Raw genomic sequence first — 20440 nt, 5'->3', positions numbered from 1 at the left:
GTTCTACGGTAGCGGCGCTCCCGGCTGCCAGATGTTCCACTGCGCCAAGTGCTCACCCGACTGGCGGTCGAGTAGCACCACGTTCGTCACGAGTGCGCGATAGACCTGCCAGTACACCGCCCCGTTGACCGTTGCCCCCGCCGGCGCATTCACCAGGGCAGCCATCAGCTCGTCCGGTGCGTCGGTGTTCTTGGGCTGGTATGCATCGGCATAAGGGGTGACGCCGTTGAAGGCGAACGATTTGGCCATCGCAAACGGGGTGGGCGCCTGAATGGTGTGGACGGTGATCAGCGCCTTCCACGGGCCGCCTTGGTTGATCCACCGCGGCGAGCCCGTGGCAACGTAGCCCGGAGGTGGCGGATCGACCGGAATCACGTCGTGCACGGTGACGTCGGCGACGATGCCCTTGAACTCGACGCGCAGCGTGTCACCGAGGTTGCCGATCGGGCTGCCCTCCGCCAACGCAGACGGGGCTACGAAACCGGGGACGGCCACCAGTAGGGCGATGAGGAGCACGAAGCTGCGACGCATCCACGCATGATGGCACAAACTGAAACGTGTTACAGCCGGTTGGACGTCAGGAGGCCACCGCTCCGAAGCCGCCGACCTTGTCGATCCGGATGCGGGTCAGCAATCCTTCCGGAGCGTTCGGCGGCGGGAAGTGCTCGTCGCTGCCGAGCATCGCCTTGGCCAGCTTCTTGAGCAGCGCGGGCGCGCCGCCCTCCTCGATCCTCGCCGTCCCGCTGATCGCGAGGTAAGGCGTCTGCTGCTGCGGGTGCTTGGTGGACAGGATGGTGAGGGCCACCCGCGGGTCGCGGCGGATATTGCGGGTCTTCTGGTACTCGGACAGATGCGCGGAGACGAGCTCGTCGCCGTCGGGGGTTGATTCCAGCGCCACCCAGACGACGGTCACCTGCGGGCTGCCGTCGGGGTTGATGGTGACCAATGTCGCGTCGGCGCCTTCGCCGATGAGTTCGCGAGCAGCGTCGTTGAGTTTCATGTACTTGTTCTACCGCGGCGCCCGCCGAGAAATTCCCTCTGTCAGGCGGCCTCGAGGTTCAGCAGCGTCGACTTGGCCAGCGGTCCGCCGACGTACTGGCCCGTCGACCCGTCGGAGCGCACGACGCGGTGGCACGGGATCACGACCGGCAGCGGGTTGTGGGCGCAGGCCGTGCCGACGGCGCGCACCGCGCGCGGGCTTCCGATAGCGGCGGCCACTGCCGCATAGCTTTCGCGGTGGCCGTAACCGATCTCGCGCAGATGCTCGATGACGTTGCGGCGGAAGCCTTCGGCCAGCCGGAGGTCGACCGTCACCTCAAAGGCCTTGCGGCGCTTGGCGAAATACTCGTCGATCTGCCGAGCCACACTGTCCAACCGCGCCGGGGCGCGCAGCACACGCGGGCTGATCCGGTCGGCCAGGCTCGTGAGGACGGCGTCGTGGCCCTCGACGTCGTAGGCCACCCGGACGAGTCCTGCGGTGGTGGCCGCCAGCAGCAGCGTGCCGACGGGTGTGTCGACGGTGCGATACGCGACGTCGAGCAGGTCGGCCGCGGCGGCGTCTCGCTCCAGTCGTGCGTGGAGCCGCGACAGTGCGCCGTCGTCGGCGGCTAGACCGTCAAAAAGGTTGGTAGTCATGCTGTTTCGTCCTCACGGTAGTACTTGCGCAAAGTCTTGAGTCCGTCCGCCGCGGCGCGGCGCGCGGCATCGGGGGAGTTGCCGAGCAGTTCGGCGATCTCGGCGAACGGCAAGCCGGCGACGTGGTGGTAGGCCAGCGCCTGGCGTTGTTTGGTCGGCAACCGCTGCAGCGCGGTCCACAGGTCGGGATCACGTGCCGCGGGATCGGCATGGGTGGCGGGTCGGTCGGGCAGGGTGTCGGTGGGCACGGCGCGGCGTGAGCGGGCGCGGCCGACGTCGACGGCGCGGCGGTGGGCGATGGTGACCAGCCACGCTTCGACGTTGGCGTCGGCAGGCAGGTCGGGGTAGGCCCGCAGCGCCGACAGAAATGTTTCCGACCACGCGTCCTCCGCGTCGACCGGGCCGACGACGGCACGGCAGACCCGCAACACCGTCGCGCCGTGCTCGGCCACCACGTCCTCGAACGGTCGCACCCTCACATCATGTAGTCGCCGCGGCGCAAAGGGATGTGAGATCAGGCTTTGGTGTACGCCTCGAGCGCTGCGACGAGTTCGCGTTCGAAACGGTCCCTGTCGACACCTAGCCGGTGCAGCGTGCCGTCTTCGTCCTCGGCCTCCCACAGCGCCAGCAGGATGTGTTCGGTGCCGACGTAGTTGTGGCCGAGTCGAAGTGCTTGTCGGAAGGTCAATTCGAGCGCCTTCTTGGCCTGGCCGTTGAACGGGATCAGCGTGGGCCTGTCGTCGACGCGCGGCGGCAGGGTGATGGCCTTGGACACCTTGTCGGCGTCGATGCCTTGACCGGCGAGCAGTTTGGGAGCCAGGCCGTCGGGGTCTGCGAACAACCCGAGAAGTAGGTGGTCGGGCGTGATTTCGTTGTTGCCGGCTTCACCGGCCTTGTTCTGCGCGACGACGACGACATTCCTGGCCCGCGGTGTGTATCGGGCGAAGCCCGCCTGCGGATCGAGGGCCGCGTCCGCTTTGGGCACGAACCGCTTCTGCGCGGCCTGTTTGGTGACGCCCATGCACTTGCCGATCTCGGTCCACGACGCGCCTGATTTGCGTGCCTGGTCGACGAAATGGCCGATCAGATGGTCGGCGACCTCGCCAAGGGTTTCGGCGGCGAGCACTGCGTCGGTGAGCTGCTCCAGCGGTTCCTCGTGGACCTGCTTGATCACGTTGATCAAGTCGTCGAGGCGGACGGGATAGGAGATCTTCGCTGACTCGGTCATGACGTCAACTCTAGGTTGACGATCCGGGTTCGTCAACTCCGGGTTGACGAACCCGGGTAACCGCGGTGCACTGTGCGGTCGAGGATGCCCAGGGTGGCGCGTAGTGCGCTCTCCGGCACGACCGGGAAGATGTCGGCCTCGCGCCACTCCGGATCGATGTCGGACCAGTCGTAGAAGGACGTGACGAGGGTTCCGTCGTCCGTCGGCTCGAGCCGATAGCCGTAGATGTGCCCGATCTGTGGCCGGATCCGGCCGAGGATCGTCCATGCGATGAGCCGGTCCTGCTCGTACTCGCGGATGGTCACGGTGACGTCGTATTTGCCCATCGGATAGTCATTGAGCGATTCGCGATCCATGTGCACGACGAAGCTGTCGCCGACGGCCTGGGCAGGGGCGCCCTCGGCGTCCTGCAGCATGCCGCTTGCGTCGATGGCGACGTGACCCTGCGGATCGCACAGAACGGCGAAGATGTCGGCGGCCGGTGCGGCAATGGTGCGCTGGACTTCGATGCGTTCGGTCATGGGGCAGATCGTGTCAGGGCGCAGCGCGCGGCCGGGGCGGTTTGAGTTCTTCAGCGCCGGGTATGCGTCTGGCTAATGCGGAACTATGTCGGAACCTCTGTTGCGCAACCGCGGACGTTGCGCAGGGCAATCGCGTTCATCCACGAAAACGCGCATCGGGATATCGGTCTGAGCGACATCGCCGCCGCAATCAACGTCACCCCGCGGTCCGTGCAGTACACGTTCCGCCGCCATCTCGGCACGACGCCGCTGGAGTACCTGCGCCGGGTGCGTCTGGATCGCGCGCATCGTGATCTTTTGGCCGCCGACCCGACCGTCGACACTGTGATGGCGATTGCGGGACGGTGGCGGTTCAGCCACGCGGGCCGGTTCAGCATCGCCTACCGCGAAGCGTTCGGAACCCCGCCGAGCCAGACGTTGCGCGGCGCTTAGCCGCCGGCGAACTGTCAGCCCTGGAAGAATCCGTCGCGGGTGAAGAAGCCGGGCTGCCAACCTTGCTCGCCGAGGCATAACAGCGGGCGGCCGTCGGGGGACTGGGCCGCGGCTTGTGGCTTCGGGCACGGCGTGCCGATTTCTTGAACGCCGAACAACTCGTAGGTGATCACCCAGAAACCGGTGGTGACGGGGGGCCACTGATTGGCAATCCACCGGCACTGCAGGGCCTCGCCGCCTGGCCCGCGCCCGAAGGTGAAGAAGTCCATGTTGTCGCACGGCGCGGCGAGGTGGGCGTCGTAGTTCATGCCCGGCACGTCGGTGGCGTAATGCGCTGGCTGGTCGAAATACATGTTGTCGCCGTTGTCGGCGGCGGCGGCCGGTGCCGTGCTGACGGCAGCACCCGCGATCGCAGCGGCGGCGAGAAGTGCGCGAATCATGTCCCACCCCTTGGTCGTCATGACCGGTTGGTCTCCGCGAAGCCTAACGGGTGCGGTCTGGGCAGTGAACGTTTTCCCGGACTGTGCTGCGCATCGTGTCACTGCACGACGATATCGAGCGGGATGTCGAATCGCTCATGGGTCCCTTCGACCCGGAAGCTGTAGACGTGCCGCCCTCCGCCGGGCTCGATCGGCAGCGTGATCTGGGTCAGCACCATGAACTTCATCGCGCTGGGGAGTTGGAATTTCGTCGACCATGCCGGCGTCCAGCGTTGCCCGGTGGGGCCGGCCGCGTCGATGTGCACGGTGTAGTGAAATCCCACGTCGCGTCGCCGCGTATCGCAGAGCACGACGCAGCAGCACTGGAACGTAGTGGCGCCCGAGGGCACCGTGGTACTCGCCCAGAAGCCACCCTCGACATTGAGCATGTCGTCCACAACCTCCGCCTTGTTGGCGAAGAAGGCTCCGGCTAGCCGCATGCCACGGAAATTACCGCAAGTCGCAGCAAACATCGAGACGAACTGGATGGGTTGATGCGCCATGGGGAATCGTGCTCGCAGCAATATGCGGGGAATTGGCGAACGTTCAGACCAAGGCGACGACGAGGATGACGGCCATTACTGCGACGATGACCGCTCCAACGATCCACACCACCGCGTAACTTGGCCGCTCCGGTGCAAGTTGGTTGAAAATGCACTCACTCGGGTGATGGCAGTCGCATTGGCGAGGACAGTTATTGGGGTTCATGGGGGCTCCAGTTATTCAAACGTACCGTGAGCCGGTGAATTCGATGTATGCGCTTGTCACGGGCTGGTGACTTAGTGCTGGCCTGGGTGCGGTTAAGCCCGTTGACCAATCAATCCAGCGCCGTCAGGGCCGTGACACACTTCGCTCCATGGGGGGAATCGACATTTGTCCATTGAGAAGGAACGAAGTTAGCCAATCGGCGACGGTGTTGGCGCGCGCCTTCTTCGACGATCCCGTTATGACATGGGTCGTGCCCGATGACAAGGCTCGGGCCCGCGGCCTGGTTCGGGGCTTCGCCACTTTTGCGCGGCACCATTTCCTATCCCGCGGCGGCGCAGAAGTGGCCCGCCGAGAAGGGTCTGTCGGCGGCGCCGCGTACTGGGACCCGCCGGGAAAGCGGAAATCATCCCGGTTCGAGGAGCTTGCGATGCTGCCAGGCTTGCTGTGGGCCAACCGATTACGAATCACTGCACTGATGCAAGTGATGGAGTTGATGGAGGAACACCATCCAGACGAACCCCATTTGTACCTGATGTTGATCGGTAGCGACCCCGCCGCGCGGGGCGCACGCTTCGGACACGCGTTGATGCGTTCGCGTCTGGATCGCTGCGACGCGGAGGGCTGCCCCGCGTACTTGGAGAACACGAAGCCAAAGAACGAGGGCTATTACACGAGGTTCGGATTCGAGATAACTGGCGAAATGAAGCTTCCCGAAGGAGGCCCGAGCCTGCTGACCTCGATTTGCCCTTCAGCGACGAAGGACCAGGCGTCCTAGCGCCCCCGGGGCAAATTAGGCAGTGTATCGGCGTTCCGGGACAGTGGAACAAGGGTCCGGTACCGGCTCAGCTGATACCGCTGCTGCCCTTCTGTCCGGACCTGAATCCGGGTTTCCGCATCCGGGAGGGGTAGGAATTGCTAGCCGTGCGGGTAAGCAACGCGGACGGCCCATAATTAGGTCCCGGCACCGCTGGTGGCGGACCGAACCCATTACGTGGTGCGATTGTGACGCTTGGTAAACGGTGGTGGCGGTATGCAGCAACGTAGTGGGCGGCGTCTGTGAGGGATGACCTAGGCGTTTCCTGCAAGGCGGTCTGCGGGGTTCATCCCCTCTCGTCAAGACGCTAGCGTTGCCCCGCGGCAGTGCCACACCGGAAGTCCTCACCGAGGGCCGCGGTTGTCTGAGACGACGACTTCTTGCGTCGTTACCCCGGTCGAGGCGTCGACGCAGGCGCCGCGCCGAAGGCGTTGAGGACGTTTCGGGTGATTGTGGCGGCAGCTGGGCTCAACCGCGACGTCCGGATCGTTGGGGCGTTGTAGTCGTCGAGCCCCCAGCTCCACTGGATCGTCCCAGTGCTGAAAACGCCGGCGCCGCTGCTCGCGGTGTAGTAGGTCATCTGCGAGTTCTGGGCGGGCTGCCCGGTCCACAGGCTCACCACAGGCGTGCTTGTGAGCGTGACCGTGTTCGGCGGCTCACCGCCAAAGCGCCCATCGACCTCGTAGCCGAGCAGCCCGGTCAGCCGGCTTCCGTTCGACAGTCCCGTGCCCTGGAAGACCCAGTGCGAGGCATCCGTGACGATCAGGTCGTCGTCGACCGGATTGAGAATGTACTGACTGCCCTTCATTTGCTCCTCGGGCCGTAATACGGGTGGCAGCCGGAACTGCGTGGTAACGAGACGCTCGTGTGACGGGTCGCCATCTTTCGAGTAAGGGTCCGCCGCATCCTTGTACGCCACGATCACACGGTCGGAGGCACCAGTGGCAGGGCTGGGCTCCAACCTGATCTGCCAGTACGACGTGTTGGCCGAGAAGAACGCCAACTTCACCCCGGAGTCGCGCGCGCCTTCGACGTTATCGCGCATCTGCCATGTCCAGTACTCGTCGTGCCCGTCGGACATGAAGATCTTCGCGCTGCGGATCAAAGCGGGTGACGTATGAGTGTCGATGTTCGTCGCGTAGGAGACGTCGTATCCCTCCCGCTCGAGCCACCGGACCATGTTGTAGTCCCAGCCGGCTGGTGAGCTCGGTGCGCCGGCTAAACCAACGGGCTGCACGTTGGTCAGAAACTCACCCGCGCCGACGCCGCTGGCGGCCGACGGGACGGTGCTTGCGGCGTAAGGTCGATTGAGCGACACCTTCACAGCGGGCGGTCCTTCCGTGGAGCCCCATGGCGCCGCCGACCCGCTGTTGAATGAGTAGAGGGACTTGCCGCCCCAGTCGTTGTACGCCTCGTAGGTCGTGACCGGCAGCTGGAACAAGATGTCGTGGGCAAGCCGATCGTCGCGGACGACGAAGATGATGTAGGACTGTTTGCCACTGTCCGATGCCGTGAGCCGCGCGAGGTAGACGCCGGTCGCCCACGACGAGTCCGTTGCCAGCGTGTAGGACACGGCCCAGCGGCAGTCGACCAGCCCGGTTGTCGGGTCCGGCGTCGGCACAGTCTGCAGTCCCCCCGGTACCGTCACGGGGCCCGCGATGCGGCGGGCACCCAATCCTTGGTACCAACCCATCCGGAACACCTCGAGCTGGAACGTGGGCGCCGACGTGCTCACGTGGAACCAAATCGAACCACCACGTGCAACACTCGTCGCGGAGGCATAACCCTCGATCTCCCGGTTCATTGCGGGATTAGTCAGGGTCCACTCGGCAGTCCCCGGAAGCGCGTTCTCCGCGACCACCTGATTTTGCTTGTTCTCGTGATTCTCGGCTGCGGTGCAGCCCGCCATAACAGCGAGCAGTCCTACGACGAGAATCAAGGACACCCACCTGCGACCGACGCGCAAATCCTGGGGTTGGCGCGCCACGAGTGTGGCCACGCCTACCCTCGCCGGTCGCATCGTTGCAAGCCTATTGGTTGTCCGGAGTGCTAATGCCGCATACGCCGGTTCGGGGCCTAACCATGTCGGCATAGCGCTGACGTGACCGCTGGCGATCTGGCCCTGAGTGGACGTCGTGTTTCTCAGACGATTCATGTCAGTCGTTGTCCGCCTGGCGCACTGCCACGGACACACCCTCTAGCATGCAATAGCTTCGGACAAGATGGCCTCAGCTCGGTAACCACGCAGCTCAATGCGTTGGTCAAGATCCATACGGGCCCTTTGCTGTGTCCATGCTGCGACCCTCGTCCACGCATGAGCCCCCGGCCACATGGCAAACACGTGAAGCAATAGCGACGTCACGTGGACCCGATCGCGCGGATGAGTGTCTGATCTGTGTTCGGCCCTGACACCGGTGTCCTATGGCCGGCCGAATCCCCTTAAGCAGGAATCGCCGGGAGGCGGCTGGTAGGGCACGTCGCCGGGAGCATACGGCTCCGTGCCCATCCCGTTTGACCGAGGCGACCTTGGTGACCACCACCGTGGCGCTGACGTCGGTCGGGCCGTAACCGCCGATTCCGCGGTCGTGGCGGGTCGTTTCCTTCGGCCGAGGCGCTCACTTCACCGGCAGCGCCTGTAAACGCCCTTTCCGCCCGCACCCTCAGCGAGGATGCGGGCGGAAAGCGTTGAGATTGGCCGTGTTTGAACAGCGCCGTTATTTGGATTGCTGCTGATACTGGCCCGGCGTGAGGCCTGTATAGGTTTCGAAGACTTTCCCTGTGTGGCCGCCGAACTCGTGCGAAACAAAACTAGTGGTGTTTCCGGGAGGTCCCGTGACTCCGGGGCCGGTGCCCTGACCGCCACCGCTTTGAGGGTCTCCCGCCGCCCACGCTGCACCAGCGAGTGGAACAGAGACGGCCCCCGCGGCGACTATGCCGACCAGTAGTTTCTTAAGCATATTCGTCCCCCTGAATTTTCGGTTCGAGTGCGATGAACATGCCAGCTGCGCATGCTTGACTGCTGACACTTTTCCGTGGCCCCCCGACCGGTTTGGTTAACGACACTGACTTTGCAGGCTGATCTTGTGGGAGGAATCGGGTGTTTCCCTACGCGTTTGCTGGCTGCCTCGGCTTCAGCCGACAGATCTTCTCAGGACGCGTGCTGAGGCGAGTCGCAGCTAGATCCCCACGGTGGCGGACCGATTACTGCCCCCCAACAGACCAGACGGCCCGCCCCCAATGAAGGGGATACGGGCCGCCGGTCTTCAGCTTCAGAGCTGGTTAACACAACCCTGGCGTCGGGGCGATTACGAACGCACCGCCAGACCAGCAGTATTCCTCTCAACAACCCAGATCCAAGAGCCAGAGAAACTTCGAGAGCGAATCATCAATGATCATTTCAGCTCGCCGCTTGGCTTCGGCCGCTTGCTCGCTGGCGCGTTTGCGCTCGCATCCGCTCCGTTGACACACGCCTTACCCCCGCCGCCTCCACTGCCCACGGCCGGCGAGTGGGACATCGGCAGGTACGAGGATTGCCTTTCTCGAAGCGACGCCAGTGACCCGACTGAGGTTCGCTCTTGTTGTCTGGACAGCGGCGGCGTATGGATTCACCGCGACATTGGGCAGCCAGGAAAGTGCGTTGCTCCGGCAGGGCGGTCAAACGATTCCGAGCCGGGACAGATCCCCAATCGGTTGCCGACCACCAACATCCCGACTACACCGGTGTTCTAAATCTGAAGCCGATTGCTTATACGCAGACATAGTTTCGGGCCGCCACCGTGGGTCTCTAGGTGACGGGACCGAACAGTGGTGGACGTCAGTCTGACAAGTTCGGTTCCACGAAGGGATTCGGGCGGAACGGGTAGCCCGGCCCCATTTGCTCGCATTCAGCGATATCGGGATCGTCGCTGTCGTCTCTCAGGAGCGCGTGACGGGTGACTTGCCTACAGGCAGGCACTTGAGTAAGCAGACCATTCGCCAGCCGTTGGCGTTGCGCCCGTCGTCGGCGACGTATCCACGGTGTTGATAATTAGCGCTCACGGTTCGTAGATTCCCGCATTCACAGCACAGCACAGCGCACGTACGTGCGTCGGGGTGGCGGTCATCGCACCCAGCCGCCTAGTTGGTCGGCGATGGCGACCAGTGCGGCGGCGAGTTCTCGCGCCGCGGCCATCCGCCAACTGTGGATGGCCGACCCCTCAACGGACAGATTGAGGCCAGCGATGTCGTGGCGGTGGCAATACACGATCCGCCACGCCGACTCGCGGACTTCGCCCAGACGTCGGGGGCGATCCAACCGCTAGTTTCGTCGGCGCCGGGAGGCAAGGGGAGAGTGGTGGTTGTGGTGGTCATGGGCTAGCCCTCTGGTGTGGGTTGCTAGCGCGCCGATTGACGAGTTCACATCTAGTTCATGCGGTCCGCTTGTGGTGTGAGAAAAGTTACTCTGACCTCAGTCGGAGCTGGTGCGCGATACTGGGATTGAACCAGTGACCTCTTCCGTGTCAGGGAAGCGCTCTCCCGCTGAGCTAATCGCGCGGGTCCAACGTGGAGGTGGAGACGGGAATCGAACCCGTGTGCACGGCTTTGCAGGCCGTTGCCTCACCACTCGGCCACTCCACCGCTGGGGTTGATGCGACTGCACCCTCGAGCGGATGACGGGATTCGAACCCGCGACCCTCACCTTGGCAAGGTGATGCGCTACCAACTGCGCTACATCCGCGCGCCACGAACGACTGGTCGTCCGTCGCGAAGGACGACGATAGTCCACCAAAGTGTAGCCGCACAAATCCGATTGACGGCGAGGTCAGAACAGGCGATACGCCTCGCGAGAGATTGAGAACCCGTGGCCGGTGCGCACATCGCGGCATGTGATCCCTGACTGGGCACTCTCGCACGGACCCGGCGGCTCATCGCGCGACGATCACCCGCTGTATGTGCGCGCCGCAGTGTCCTTGCGGATTCGGGTGGCAAGGCGCTCACGTGCTAGTCTTCGACGTCGTTCGACCTATTCGGTCGGGCTCCCCGGTCTCGTAGCTCAGGGGGAGAGCGTCCGCCTCACACGCGGAAGGTCACTGGTTCGATCCCAGTCGGGACCACCGCAATCGGCGGTTCCCCAAGTCCCCCAGAGCAGGGTCTTTGTGCCCTCCTCAGGCAGCACGCCGGGCGTCATCGTGGATGCATGAACGCGTATTTCCCAGACGTCGAGACCATTCGGTCAGCGCTGTCGCTGGCCCTCCGCGCTCCGTCGGTGCACAACACACAGCCGTGGCGATGGCGCGTCGGGGAGCACAGCCTGCATCTGTACTCGGACCCCGACCTGCACCTGCCCCATACGGATCCAGACACCCGCGACATGATGATCAGCTGTGGCGCCGCGCTGAATCACTGCGTAGTCGCCTTCGCCGCGCTGGGGTGGCAATCGAAGGTCCACCGGTTCCCGAATCCAGCCGAGCCCCACCATCTGGCCGCCATAGAGCTTCACCGGTATCCGGCCAACGACATGGATGTGGCTCTGGCCGCTTCCATCCCGCGCCGTCGAACCGACCGACGGTTCTACAGTTCGTGGCCCGTACCGCAGGGCGACATCGCCCTGATGGGGGCGCGCGCAGCACGTGCTGGCGTCATGCTTCGCCGTGTCGACGGGCTCGCCAGTCTCAAGCACCTGGCGGCCGAAGCAGCACTGCGGCATTCGGCCGATTCTGAATACCTGGCCGAATTATCCACGTGGAGTGGACGATACGGGTCCCTGGCCGGCGTGCCTGCGCGCAACACTCCGGAGCCTGATCCGTCGGCTGTCATGCCTGCCAGGGCATTCGCGGGGCCGGTGCTCGCGCAAGCGCCTGGCTTTAGCGCGACTGAGGACAATGCCGCCGTCATAGCGCTGGGCACAGTCGAGGATGACGACATGGCGCGGCTGCGTGCAGGCGAGGTGACCAGCCTGGTGCTTCTGACGGCGACGGCATTGGGCCTGTCGAGTTGCCTGATCACCGAGCCGTTGGAGATCGCTGAAACGCGGGCTGCCGTGCAGTCCGACGTCTTCGGAAGCGACGGCTACCCACAAGTGTTGCTGCGCATCGGTTGGGCGCCGGTGAACACAGACCCGCTGCCGTCAACTCCGCGGCGCGCCCTGTCGGAAGTGGTTGCGCAGCTGGATGGTTCACCGTTCGGGTAGATCGGTCTCGGAATCCAAGTCGACCTCGATGGTCAACACCGAACCGTCGAGTTTTCGCGCGCACGGCCACCCGGCATCGGCGAGCACCCGCAGCATCGGGTGGTTTTCCCAAAGCACCTCGGCAACCAGACGATGCAGGCCGTTGGCCTTGGCTATCTGGCCGAGGCGGCCAAGCAGCGCAGTGCCCACTCCGCGGAGGTGTTCTGCATGTGCCACCACCACCGCCACTTCGGCCTCCCCGGGCTCTGGACATGCGGCGAAATTGGCTACGCCCAACAACTTTTCCGCGCTGAATGCGCCGAGCGAGCATTGGCCATCCCTGGGTTCGGCGATTGATCGCGCCCAACTATCCAGGCCGGCCGGATGCATCGCGAAAAAGCGAAAGTAACGTTCCTCGTCAGTCATTGACTGGTAAAGCTGAACTATTGCGTCGGTATCGCCCGGCTTCAGCTGACGAAGCGAAATCACTGACCCGTCAACGAGTTCAGCGGTACCGGGTTCCTGACAGCTCAGCATCTCACTGCGCGGCACGATTCCGTCCGCATGATCCACTCCATCATCACGCTGTGCGGCTGTGCCTGCGCCTTCCATGACCGACGGTATCTCGTGCCCTATCCGCGGTCCCAGTGACATCGGTCCACAGACTGAGAGTCGTTGGGCCCTGGGGAGCCTCGGCGGCAGCGCGCACCATCAATGGGTGGTTCCGCGCAAGCGGAACTCATGACCAGGGAGACGTGATGGTTTGGGTGAATGACGCCGGCCAGAACGTGGGGAAGCCAACACCACCGAGCCGCGCCGACGGCGAAGCGATCGGCGTTGCCTTGTTCGTATGGATCGCCGCGGCTGAAGGCGGGGCAGGCTTCGTGTCTGCCGTACGCCGCCGGCCGGATCGCGGGCGATTTGCCCAGCGGGACCGCGAAATCAACGGCTCCCATGACAACGATGACCGAAGGAATCACAAATCATGACACCAAGTGGACACACCGTACCGGTCACAGTGGCGGCCAGCGAGCAGATGTCCTTGCCCGCAACCGATCATGGAGTTGCCGTAGGAGTCGATGGTTCAGCACCGTCGAAAGTCGCGGTGGACTGGGCGGCTCGCGAAGCCGCGTTGAGGGGGCTTCGGCTGACCCTGGTCCATGTCGTTCCGTCCTCACTCACCCGCATGTGGCCCGAGGTTGCGATACCGGTCGAGCTCGAGGAGTGGTACGAACTCAACGGTCAGGAGACCTTGCGGGTGGCGCGTCAGGTCGCCGAAGACGCGATCACGGGCGGCGATGGAATCGAGGTGCGCTGCCACGTCATCAAGGGCAACACGGCCGCAACACTCATCGACCTTTCCAAGGAGGCCGCGATGGTTGTCGTAGGCAGTCGCGGACTGGGCGCAATCGGCAGGCGGCTGCTGGGATCAGTGGGCTCGGCGCTTGTGCACCATGCGCATTGCCCGGTCGCCGTGATCCACGACGAGGATCCGTTGATGCCGACGCCTGCGGTGGCTCCTGTCGTCGTGGGCATCGACGGCTCACCCGCATCGGAATCGGCAACGGCGATTGCGTTCGACGAGGCGTCGCGCAGGGGAGTCGAACTCGTTGCCGTGCACGCGTGGAGCGATTTCGGGGTCGACGAGCTGCCCGGCGTGGAGTGGACAGATCTGCGGGCACAGGCCGAGGAGACGTTGGCCGAGCGGCTGGCGGGATGGCAGGAACGCTTTCCCGATGTGACTGTGCGCCGTGTTGTTGTCCTGGACCGGCCTGCAAATCAGCTCCTCGAGCATTCCGAGGCGGCGCAGTTGACGGTCGTCGGCAGCCACGGTCGCGGTGGATTCGCCGGGATGCTGCTCGGTTCGGTCAGCTCGGCGGTTGCACAGTCGGCGCGGATGCCCGTGATCGTCGCGCGCGCGTACTGACGCCTACTGCTCAGGCTGGCGGTGCGCCTGGTCGAGTTTGGAAATGAACACCGCCGCCTGGGTTCGCCGCTCCATGCCCAGTTTCGCCAGCAAGCGGGAGACGTAATTCTTCACAGTCTTCTCGGCGAGGAACATCCTCGCCGCGATCTGCTTGTTGGTCAGGCCTTCGCCGAGCAGATCCAGCAGGACCCGCTCCTGGTCGCTGAGCCCAGAGAGCGGATCGGAGTGTTCGGCTGCCCCGCGCAGCTTGGCCATCAATGCTGCTGCCGCCCTGTTGTCGAGCAGCGACCGGCCGGCCCCGACCTCCTTGATGGCCTCGGCGAGTTCCATGCCTTTGATGTCCTTGACGACGTAACCGCTTGCGCCGGCGAGGATGGCGTCGAGCATGGCTTCGTCGGAGGTGAAGGACGTGAGCATCAGGCAGCGCAGATCGGGCAACCGCGACAAGAGATCTCTGCAGAGTTCGATGCCGTTGCCGTCCGGCAGCCTGACGTCCAAAACGGCAACATCTGGCTGTAACGCAGGAATCCGGGCGAGCGCTTGGGCGACGGAGCCCGCCTCGCCGACGACCTCGAGCTCGGCGTCAGCGCTGAGGAGATCGATGAGTCCTCGCCGGACGACCTCGTGGTCATCGACGAGAAAGACTTTGACCACTCGAAGACCTTCCGTAGGCGCTGCCGAGACCGCAGACGTACTGCTCACAATACGTTCTGCGGTTCGCAGATCAACACGGAACATCTGGCATTCTGCAGTGCCGCCAGGCCCGGTGGGCCGAGGAGCGCGCCGACGCCGTGCGGTCGCTCGTGTCCTACTACGAGCAACTGAATTGAATGAACATTCTTGGCAAGGAAACTCAGGGTGTTGCCGTTTACGGCGGCCGCACGCACATCGAGATCGGGGTAGCGTTTCTTCCATTGCGCGAGACGACGGTCGAGGTGCGCTCGTGCGAGCCTATTGCCTTCGGTGACGGCGCTGCCGTCGTGAATATCGGTGAACCGTGATTGCCACGCGGTCAGTACCCGCAGCGGGGCGTCTCGTAGTTGGGCCTCGTCAAGCGCGCGTCGCAGCACGCCGTCGCTGGCCGCCGATGCGTCGACCTCGGCGACCACCCACTGGTTTTGTGCCTGCACTGGGTCGTGTCCACGCACGATAGCCACGGGGCAGTGGGCCGACGAAGCAAGGGCCGCCGCGGTCGACCCGATCTTGCCGTGTGAACAATGTTTGAGTCCCATCGAGCCAACACAGAGCAGGGACGCCGACCGCGAGCTTGTGAGCAGTGCCCGAATCGGCCTGTCCTGCAGTATTTCCACCTCGATCTTGACGGGCTTGTCGGTTGATTCCACGGCAGTGAACGCATGCCGGACGGCTATCTCCGCCCTGGCGAGGTCCCGTGCGGCGTCATCAGGATCCGCCCCTGCGCAGCTCGGATCTATCGCGTACACCAACCGAAGCGGGATGTCCCTGCTGACTGCTTCGTCGACGGCCCAAAGTGCGGCATCGATCGCGGATCGTGACCCGTCTATGCCGACAACCACTGAGGGCGACGGCGAGCTGTGGTCTTGCATGATCTCGACGCTATCGATCTCGCGGTTCGCCGCAGAGGGGCGAAAGTCCCTCACGTGCGGTCATTGGTCCTTGGCGAGAACTTCGAACACTTCTTCAACCGGCCGCCGCGGTGTAGGGGGAGGAACGTCTTCGATCGATGGCGCCAGACCGATGCGAATCAGGACCTGCGGGGTGATGTCGTGGCTCTGTCCGATCAGATCGGCGACGATGTCTCGGCTTGCCGGTATTTCCGTGATGTGGGTAAGCGTGCACGTGGCCAGGCCGACCATCGTCGCGTCCAGCAGCGCGGCCGAGAGCATCTCACCGCACCGAAGCACACTATGGGGCGTTTCGTCGTATGTCGACAGCACCACGACCTTGGCGTGATCCTCGTCAACTTGCGGCCTGCGGTCGAGATGATTGGTTACCGGAAACGTCCGGCCCACGTCGACACGGTCGCTTTCGGCTGCCGACACCAGCGCGTTGCGAGGTATTCCTTGGTTAACCTCGAATGCCGCTGTCCACCATTCGAGTTCGGCGTGATACGAGGAGTCGTAGAGGCGTAATGCTTCGGTCAGCTGCGATGCTTCCGCGAGTTGCGCACGGTGCTCATCGGGCACAGTGTCGATCCGAACGCGATCGGAGCGAACGGTATCGTGCAGCTCCGCTTCGAACGACTCCCAGTCGGGCGGCGCGGCGAGCGGAAGGCGATCCGTGCGTCGCAGCAGGATCGCATTCGCGCGCTGACGGTGTCCCTCGGTCACGTATTCGAGCGGCGCGAAGTCTATGGACGCTACGTGTAAATGGTTGTTCGGGTTGGGAAATCGATCGACATTGGCGACGAAGCCCGCAGCGGCCATCGCCACTCGAAAATGGTCAAGCACGGCCCCGCAGCCCATCAAGGCCTCTCGCCCCGACGTGTCGGCGGCCCGAACCACACGGCGTGGGTCCGCGTACAGATGCAGCGCACCGCGATCAAACACCCAATGCCAAGGCTGGCTGTTGTGCAACGACGGCGCGCGGCACGCAAGTCGCACGGCATCTCGGATGACCCCGGCGTCAACCGTTGTCGTAGGCATCGTGACCTCGCTCTCTTGTCATCACCCACTCTCGGCGCCGTGACCTCGCGCGAAACAGGGTCAATGGTCCCGAACGCGGGGCCTTAGGACTCTTGGTGCCAGGCTCCTATGTCGAGAGGCTTGGCGTTATGACTGGCAGGCCGGCTACCTCGAGCGCTTCGCAGGACGCCTACGCGACGGCCGGAGACCTCAATGCACAAGTGCGAGAGACCCATACCGGCATCGTCTTTCTCGTCGGCGACAAGGCCTATAAGGCCAAGAAAACAATGACGACCGATTTTCTCGACTTCAGCACACCCGAGCGCCGTCAACGCGCGTGCGAGCACGAAGTATCTCTGAACAGGAGGCTGGCGCCGGACAGCTATCTGGGCGTGGCGCACTTCAATGGCCCGGAATATGGCCACGCTGAGCCTTTGATCGTGATGCGACGTTATTCGGACGACGCGCGGTTGGCATCGCTTGTCACCAACGACGAGCCGGTGGACCGTCACCTGTGCGCGATAGCCGAGAAACTGGCGCGTTTCCATGAAATCGCTCGGCGAAGCAGGGTCATCGACACGCACGGCAGCGTCGCCGCAGTCTCGGCCCGCTGGGAGCAGAACCTTGCTGAACTCGCGCGCTACGGGTCCGTGGTCTCACGGGAATCACTGCGTGAGATCGCGCGATTGGCGGCTCAGTTCGGCCGTGGTCGTGAGGCACTGTTCGTGAAGCGGATCAGCGATCAGCGGATCGTCGACGGCCACGGCGATCTGCTAGCCGATGACATCTTCTGCTTGCCGCACGATGAGGTCTTGCTCGACTGCCTGGAGTTCGACGACAATCTCCGCTATCTCGACGGCATCGACGACGCTGCGTTCCTCGCAATGGACCTGGAATTCCTGGGCCGCAAAGAACTTGGCGCCTACTTCTGCACCGAATACAGCAGATGTGCTGACGATCCGGCCCCGCGAGCACTATGGGATTTCTACATCGCGTATCGCGCGATAGTTCGAGCCAAGGTGGACTGCATCCGCGTCGACCAAGGTCATTTGGAGGCACGCGCCGATGCGTGCCGGCATATCGACATCGCGTTGGACCACCTGAGGGCATGCACCGTACGGCTTATCCTCATCGGGGGCGGTCCCGGCAGCGGCAAGACGACGCTGTCCCGTGCGCTCGCGCAAGCGCTTGGTGCAGAGGTGATTTCAACCGACGAAGTCCGTCGGGAGATGGCGCGACAGGGCGCGATCGACGGGCGGGTCGGTGAGCTGAACGCCGGACTCTACACACCTGAGAACGTTTCACGCGTCTACGACGAGGTGCTTCTGCGAGCGCGTCGCTTACTCACGGCCGGTGAGTCGGTGATCCTGGACGGCACCTGGCGTGATGCCGACCAGCGTAAGAACGCGCGCCTGTTGGCGGGTGAAACCGCGGTGCCGATAAGCGAATTCACATGTTCGGTACCGACCTCGTTGGCCGCCGCCAGGGTTGAGCGGCGACCGGTTTGCACCTCAGATGCGACGTGGCAAGTCGCGGAGGCACTGGCCGAACCTCCTGCCGAGCCGTTCGACGGCTACCGGATCGACACCAGTCGTCCACTTCCGCAGTCGGTTTCAGAGGCACAGAAGCTATGTTGCCTCGCGACCTAGGGAACGGCAGTCGGACAGCCGAGTCCGCAAACCCAGTCGTCGTAGGCGTGGACGGGAGCCACGCTGCGCTGCGAGCGGTACGGTGGGCGGCGGCGGTCGCCGTGCGGCTGGGGGCGCCGCTACACCTCGTACATGCCAGGCCCTCGCTCGGGCACACCCTTTCCGATGCCGCCGCCGACATTCGCGCGATCGAGATGGAAGTGGAGCGGGAGTCGGCCACCGCGACACTCGCTGCTGCCACGCGCACAGCTGAAGCTGAGTCCAGCGATCTCGTCATCACCACCACCGACATCGATCGGCCCGCTGATGTGACCTTGACGGATTTGAGTAAAACCGCGCTTCTCGTCGTTCTCGGCAGTGACGAGATTCTGCTCGGCCCGGCGATGTTGATCGGGTCGACGACCATCGCTGTCGCGACCCATTCGACGTGTCCTGTGGTCGCTTTTCGTGGTGACATGCCCACTCCGACAGGACAGCCCATCATGGTCGGCATAGACCATGACCATGACGCCCAAGTGGCGGTCACGGCGGCTTTCGAGTTGGCGCACCGACTCGGCGTCGAAGTGATCGCTGTTCACACTTGGATGAGACGGCGACCGGCAGGGGAAGTCGCGCTGCCGTTCATGATCGACTGGGATGAACTCGAACACGATGAGCGAACACACCTTTCGGAGCGGCTCGCGCCGCTGATCGGGCTCTACCCAGACGTGGGGGTCACAGAAGTCGTCGACCTCGATAAGCCCAGCCGGGCTTTGATACGACGTGGCGAGGACGCGCAGCTGGTTGTGGTGGGTAGCCGGGGTAGAGGGCTGTTGGCCGGCGCTTTCTTGGGGTCGACCGGACTCAACCTGCTACATCACTCCGCGATTCCGGTCATGATTTGCCGCTCAGCGCACCCAGACCACGAAGCACGAAAAGGAATGCCGACATGACCGAACACCTTTCCACGCTTGACGCAGGATTCCTCGAGGCGGAGGACTCTGACCGGCATGTCAGCCTTGCCGTAGGCGGCATTTCAGTTATTGAGGGCCCGTTGCCCGACTACGACGTGCTCGTTGCCGGCATCGCCGAACGGATCCTCAGAGTGCCCAGATTCAGGCAGGTGCTGCGCACGCACCTTCTCGATCTCGGCTCACCGCAATGGGTTGAGGATCGCAACCTCGACGTATCGCATCACATACATCGCGCCGCGCTGCCGCATCCGGGTGATGACGAGGCGTTGTTCCGATTCGCCGCGGACGTCATGGAGCGGCGCCTTGATCGCGAACGCCCGCTATGGGAATGCTGGATCATCGAGGGCCTCGCCGACGGTCGGTGGGCGATGCTGATGAAAATCCATCACTGTATCGCCGACGGCATCGCCACGATGCACATGATCTCCGGACTCAGCGACGGCGGCGAGGGTGAGACATTTGCCACCAAGATCCGCGCCGCCCACGAACCATCCAGCAAGCTGATTCGACTTCCGTCGCTCAGTTTGAATCCTCTCAACTGGGCGAGCGGGATGTGGCGTCTGGCGACCGACGCCACCAACGCCGCAGCACTCGTGCTCGAGGGCGCCATGGAGATCGCCGGGGGACTGATTCGTCCCAATGCTCCCTCGTCACTGGCCGGGCCGATCACAACCATGCGGCGGTACAGCGCCGCGCGGGTGGCCCTCGCCGACGTGGTCGAAATCCGGCACAAGTTCGGAGTCACCCTCAACGATGTTGCGCTGGCGGCGATCACGGACAGCTATCGGGCCGCTCTGCTGCGCAGGGGTGAGCGACCGAGCCGCAATTCCCTTCGCACGTTGGTCCCGGTGTCGATGCGTTCCAACGAGCAGATCGATGCCACCGACAATCGCGTATCGATCATGCTGCCGTTTCTTCCTGTCGAAAAAGAGGACCCGGCAGAACAACTGCGTGCGGTGCACCGTCGGCTCACCCGCAGTAAAGCGAGCGGCCAGCGGCAAGCAGGCGGGATCTTCGTTGCAGCAGCGAGTGCCGTGCCTTTCCCGCTGACCGCTTGGGCGGTCCGCGCGTTGACCCGCCTCCCGCAGCGCGGTGTCGCGACACTGGCGACCAACGTCCCGGGCCCGCGGCACAAATTGCAGGTAATGGGCAGGGAAGTCGTGCGCGTACTGCCAATCCCACCGATCGCGCTGCAACTGCGAACGGGCATAGCCATCGTCAGCTACGCCGACGAGTTGGTGTTCGGTATCACCGCTGATTACGACGCAGCGCCCGACGTTGACGAACTGGCTCGCGGCATCGAGCGAGGGGTAGCGCGCCTTCGAGAGTTGGTGTGAAGGCGC

General features: G+C 64.0%; 21 protein-coding genes and 4 tRNA genes. 8 read left to right on the top strand and 17 right to left on the bottom strand.

The window, feature by feature from the left end:
* Positions 1–3: 3 nt before the first annotated feature.
* Genes GGC64_RS02440 through GGC64_RS02415 form a run of 6 tightly spaced genes read right to left on the bottom strand, consistent with a single transcriptional unit; the run spans position 4 to position 3384 of the window.
* Positions 4–531 carry a hypothetical protein gene (locus GGC64_RS02440; protein ID WP_192720854.1) on the bottom strand — a complete coding sequence of 176 codons (528 nt, stop codon included), beginning with the start codon at positions 529–531 and terminating at the stop codon, positions 4–6.
* Between the two features lie 46 nt (positions 532–577).
* Positions 578–1000, bottom strand: coding sequence for a PPOX class F420-dependent oxidoreductase (locus GGC64_RS02435; RefSeq protein ID WP_192720853.1), 423 nt, complete (start codon positions 998–1000; stop codon positions 578–580).
* Between the two features lie 41 nt (positions 1001–1041).
* Positions 1042–1635: a methylated-DNA--[protein]-cysteine S-methyltransferase gene (locus GGC64_RS02430; protein WP_192720852.1), complete on the bottom strand. Its 594-nt coding sequence runs from the start codon at positions 1633–1635 to the stop codon at positions 1042–1044.
* A complete protein-coding gene (locus tag GGC64_RS02425; RefSeq protein ID WP_370581946.1) occupies positions 1632–2108 on the bottom strand; it encodes an RNA polymerase sigma factor in 477 nt (158 codons plus the stop codon). The genes GGC64_RS02430 and GGC64_RS02425 overlap by 4 nt, the downstream gene beginning before the upstream one ends.
* 41 nt (positions 2109–2149) lie before the next feature.
* Positions 2150–2863, bottom strand: coding sequence for a Clp protease N-terminal domain-containing protein (locus tag GGC64_RS02420; protein WP_192720850.1), 714 nt, complete (start codon positions 2861–2863; stop codon positions 2150–2152).
* Positions 2864–2895: 32 nt separating this feature from the next.
* Complete coding sequence (locus tag GGC64_RS02415; RefSeq protein ID WP_192720849.1) at positions 2896–3384, bottom strand: SRPBCC family protein; 489 nt, start codon at positions 3382–3384, stop codon at positions 2896–2898.
* Positions 3385–3459: 75 nt separating this feature from the next.
* On the opposite strand from GGC64_RS02415, the gene GGC64_RS02410 reads away from it, so the two are divergent.
* Entirely contained in the window at positions 3460–3816 is a 357-nt protein-coding gene (locus GGC64_RS02410; protein WP_192720848.1) for a helix-turn-helix domain-containing protein, read from the top strand.
* 14 nt (positions 3817–3830) lie between these two features.
* Here the strand turns inward: GGC64_RS02410 and GGC64_RS02405 are convergent, their stop codons facing one another.
* Positions 3831–4256 carry a hypothetical protein gene (locus GGC64_RS02405; RefSeq protein ID WP_192722369.1) on the bottom strand — a complete coding sequence of 142 codons (426 nt, stop codon included), beginning with the start codon at positions 4254–4256 and terminating at the stop codon, positions 3831–3833.
* A gap of 98 nt (positions 4257–4354) precedes the next feature.
* Positions 4355–4735 carry a hypothetical protein gene (locus GGC64_RS02400; protein WP_192720847.1) on the bottom strand — a complete coding sequence of 127 codons (381 nt, stop codon included), beginning with the start codon at positions 4733–4735 and terminating at the stop codon, positions 4355–4357.
* A 416-nt stretch (positions 4736–5151) separates the two neighbouring features.
* Between GGC64_RS02400 and GGC64_RS02395 the strand changes: the two genes are divergently transcribed.
* Positions 5152–5778 carry a GNAT family N-acetyltransferase gene (locus tag GGC64_RS02395; protein WP_192720846.1) on the top strand — a complete coding sequence of 209 codons (627 nt, stop codon included), beginning with the start codon at positions 5152–5154 and terminating at the stop codon, positions 5776–5778.
* Positions 5779–6205: 427 nt separating this feature from the next.
* On the opposite strand, the gene GGC64_RS02390 is transcribed toward GGC64_RS02395, so the two are convergent.
* The 5 genes from GGC64_RS02390 to GGC64_RS02370 all read right to left on the bottom strand — a co-directional run bounded on the left by GGC64_RS02390 (position 6206) and on the right by GGC64_RS02370 (position 10534).
* Entirely contained in the window at positions 6206–7816 is a 1611-nt protein-coding gene (locus tag GGC64_RS02390; protein WP_192720845.1) for a N,N-dimethylformamidase beta subunit family domain-containing protein, read from the bottom strand.
* 2100 nt (positions 7817–9916) lie between these two features.
* Complete coding sequence (locus GGC64_RS02385) at positions 9917–10111, bottom strand: hypothetical protein (RefSeq protein ID WP_192720844.1); 195 nt, start codon at positions 10109–10111, stop codon at positions 9917–9919.
* Between the two features lie 164 nt (positions 10112–10275).
* Positions 10276–10350 (bottom strand) — tRNA-Val (locus GGC64_RS02380).
* A gap of 10 nt (positions 10351–10360) precedes the next feature.
* Positions 10361–10434, bottom strand: a tRNA-Cys gene (locus GGC64_RS02375).
* Positions 10435–10461: 27 nt separating this feature from the next.
* A tRNA-Gly gene (locus GGC64_RS02370) sits at positions 10462–10534 on the bottom strand.
* A 304-nt stretch (positions 10535–10838) separates the two neighbouring features.
* Here GGC64_RS02370 and GGC64_RS02365 point away from each other — a divergent pair.
* A tRNA-Val gene (locus tag GGC64_RS02365) sits at positions 10839–10910 on the top strand.
* A gap of 83 nt (positions 10911–10993) precedes the next feature.
* Entirely contained in the window at positions 10994–11986 is a 993-nt protein-coding gene (locus GGC64_RS02360) for an NAD(P)H nitroreductase (protein WP_192720843.1), read from the top strand.
* Here the strand turns inward: GGC64_RS02360 and GGC64_RS02355 are convergent.
* Positions 11972–12502, bottom strand: coding sequence for a GNAT family N-acetyltransferase (locus GGC64_RS02355; RefSeq protein WP_192722368.1), 531 nt, complete (start codon positions 12500–12502; stop codon positions 11972–11974). The two genes, GGC64_RS02360 and GGC64_RS02355, sit on opposite strands and share 15 nt — an antisense overlap.
* Positions 12503–13001: 499 nt before the next feature.
* Here GGC64_RS02355 and GGC64_RS02350 point away from each other — a divergent pair, with 499 nt between their 5' ends.
* The gene (locus tag GGC64_RS02350; RefSeq protein ID WP_192722367.1) at positions 13002–13892 is read left to right on the top strand and encodes a universal stress protein; all 891 of its coding nucleotides are present in this window, start codon (positions 13002–13004) and stop codon (positions 13890–13892) included.
* Positions 13893–13895: 3 nt separating this feature from the next.
* On the opposite strand, the gene GGC64_RS02345 is transcribed toward GGC64_RS02350, so the two are convergent.
* Genes GGC64_RS02345 through GGC64_RS02335 form a run of 3 tightly spaced genes read right to left on the bottom strand, consistent with a single transcriptional unit; the run spans position 13896 to position 16516 of the window.
* Positions 13896–14546: a response regulator transcription factor gene (locus GGC64_RS02345; RefSeq protein ID WP_192720842.1), complete on the bottom strand. Its 651-nt coding sequence runs from the start codon at positions 14544–14546 to the stop codon at positions 13896–13898.
* 44 nt (positions 14547–14590) lie between these two features.
* Positions 14591–15457 carry a universal stress protein gene (locus tag GGC64_RS02340; RefSeq protein WP_192720841.1) on the bottom strand — a complete coding sequence of 289 codons (867 nt, stop codon included), beginning with the start codon at positions 15455–15457 and terminating at the stop codon, positions 14591–14593.
* Positions 15458–15517: 60 nt separating this feature from the next.
* Positions 15518–16516, bottom strand: coding sequence for an NAD(P)H nitroreductase (locus GGC64_RS02335; RefSeq protein WP_192720840.1), 999 nt, complete (start codon positions 16514–16516; stop codon positions 15518–15520).
* Between the two features lie 128 nt (positions 16517–16644).
* On the opposite strand from GGC64_RS02335, the gene GGC64_RS02330 reads away from it, so the two are divergent.
* The 3 genes from GGC64_RS02330 to GGC64_RS02320 are packed head-to-tail and all read left to right on the top strand — an operon-like array spanning position 16645 to position 20434.
* Positions 16645–18144, top strand: coding sequence for a bifunctional aminoglycoside phosphotransferase/ATP-binding protein (locus tag GGC64_RS02330; RefSeq protein ID WP_192720839.1), 1500 nt, complete (start codon positions 16645–16647; stop codon positions 18142–18144).
* Positions 18126–19076 (top strand): universal stress protein, encoded by a 951-nt coding sequence (locus GGC64_RS02325; RefSeq protein ID WP_225951143.1) that lies wholly within the window; start codon positions 18126–18128, stop codon positions 19074–19076. The genes GGC64_RS02330 and GGC64_RS02325 overlap by 19 nt, the downstream gene beginning before the upstream one ends.
* Positions 19073–20434, top strand: coding sequence for a wax ester/triacylglycerol synthase family O-acyltransferase (locus GGC64_RS02320; RefSeq protein WP_192720837.1), 1362 nt, complete (start codon positions 19073–19075; stop codon positions 20432–20434). Before GGC64_RS02325 ends, GGC64_RS02320 begins: the two co-directional genes overlap by 4 nt.
* Positions 20435–20440: the final 6 nt, after the last annotated feature.

The organism is Mycobacterium sp. OAS707 (assembly GCF_014873705.1).
Classification (GTDB): Bacteria; Actinomycetota; Actinomycetes; order Mycobacteriales; family Mycobacteriaceae; genus Mycobacterium.
This window is presented reverse-complemented; position numbering and strand designations above follow the sequence as displayed.

Bases quoted from the DNA above. Each gene is read 5' to 3' on its own strand.
- GGC64_RS02410 (WP_192720848.1), top strand. From the start codon at position 3,460: ATGCGGAACTATGTCGGAACCTCTGTTGCGCAACCGCGGACGTTGCGC.
- GGC64_RS02325 (WP_225951143.1), top strand. From the start codon at position 18,126: ATGTTGCCTCGCGACCTAGGGAACGGCAGTCGGACAGCCGAGTCCGCA.
- GGC64_RS02395 (WP_192720846.1), top strand. From the start codon at position 5,152: ATGGGGGGAATCGACATTTGTCCATTGAGAAGGAACGAAGTTAGCCAA.
- GGC64_RS02435 (WP_192720853.1), bottom strand. From the start codon at position 1,000: ATGAAACTCAACGACGCTGCTCGCGAACTCATCGGCGAAGGCGCCGAC.
- GGC64_RS02350 (WP_192722367.1), top strand. From the start codon at position 13,002: ATGTCCTTGCCCGCAACCGATCATGGAGTTGCCGTAGGAGTCGATGGT.
- GGC64_RS02420 (WP_192720850.1), bottom strand. From the start codon at position 2,863: ATGACCGAGTCAGCGAAGATCTCCTATCCCGTCCGCCTCGACGACTTG.
- GGC64_RS02360 (WP_192720843.1), top strand. From the start codon at position 10,994: ATGAACGCGTATTTCCCAGACGTCGAGACCATTCGGTCAGCGCTGTCG.
- GGC64_RS02355 (WP_192722368.1), bottom strand. From the start codon at position 12,502: ATGCTGAGCTGTCAGGAACCCGGTACCGCTGAACTCGTTGACGGGTCA.
- GGC64_RS02405 (WP_192722369.1), bottom strand. From the start codon at position 4,256: ATGATTCGCGCACTTCTCGCCGCCGCTGCGATCGCGGGTGCTGCCGTC.
- GGC64_RS02415 (WP_192720849.1), bottom strand. From the start codon at position 3,384: ATGACCGAACGCATCGAAGTCCAGCGCACCATTGCCGCACCGGCCGCC.
- GGC64_RS02340 (WP_192720841.1), bottom strand. From the start codon at position 15,457: ATGCAAGACCACAGCTCGCCGTCGCCCTCAGTGGTTGTCGGCATAGAC.
- GGC64_RS02430 (WP_192720852.1), bottom strand. From the start codon at position 1,635: ATGACTACCAACCTTTTTGACGGTCTAGCCGCCGACGACGGCGCACTG.
- GGC64_RS02320 (WP_192720837.1), top strand. From the start codon at position 19,073: ATGACCGAACACCTTTCCACGCTTGACGCAGGATTCCTCGAGGCGGAG.
- GGC64_RS02335 (WP_192720840.1), bottom strand. From the start codon at position 16,516: ATGCCTACGACAACGGTTGACGCCGGGGTCATCCGAGATGCCGTGCGA.
- GGC64_RS02330 (WP_192720839.1), top strand. From the start codon at position 16,645: ATGACTGGCAGGCCGGCTACCTCGAGCGCTTCGCAGGACGCCTACGCG.
- GGC64_RS02400 (WP_192720847.1), bottom strand. From the start codon at position 4,735: ATGCGGCTAGCCGGAGCCTTCTTCGCCAACAAGGCGGAGGTTGTGGAC.
- GGC64_RS02440 (WP_192720854.1), bottom strand. From the start codon at position 531: ATGCGTCGCAGCTTCGTGCTCCTCATCGCCCTACTGGTGGCCGTCCCC.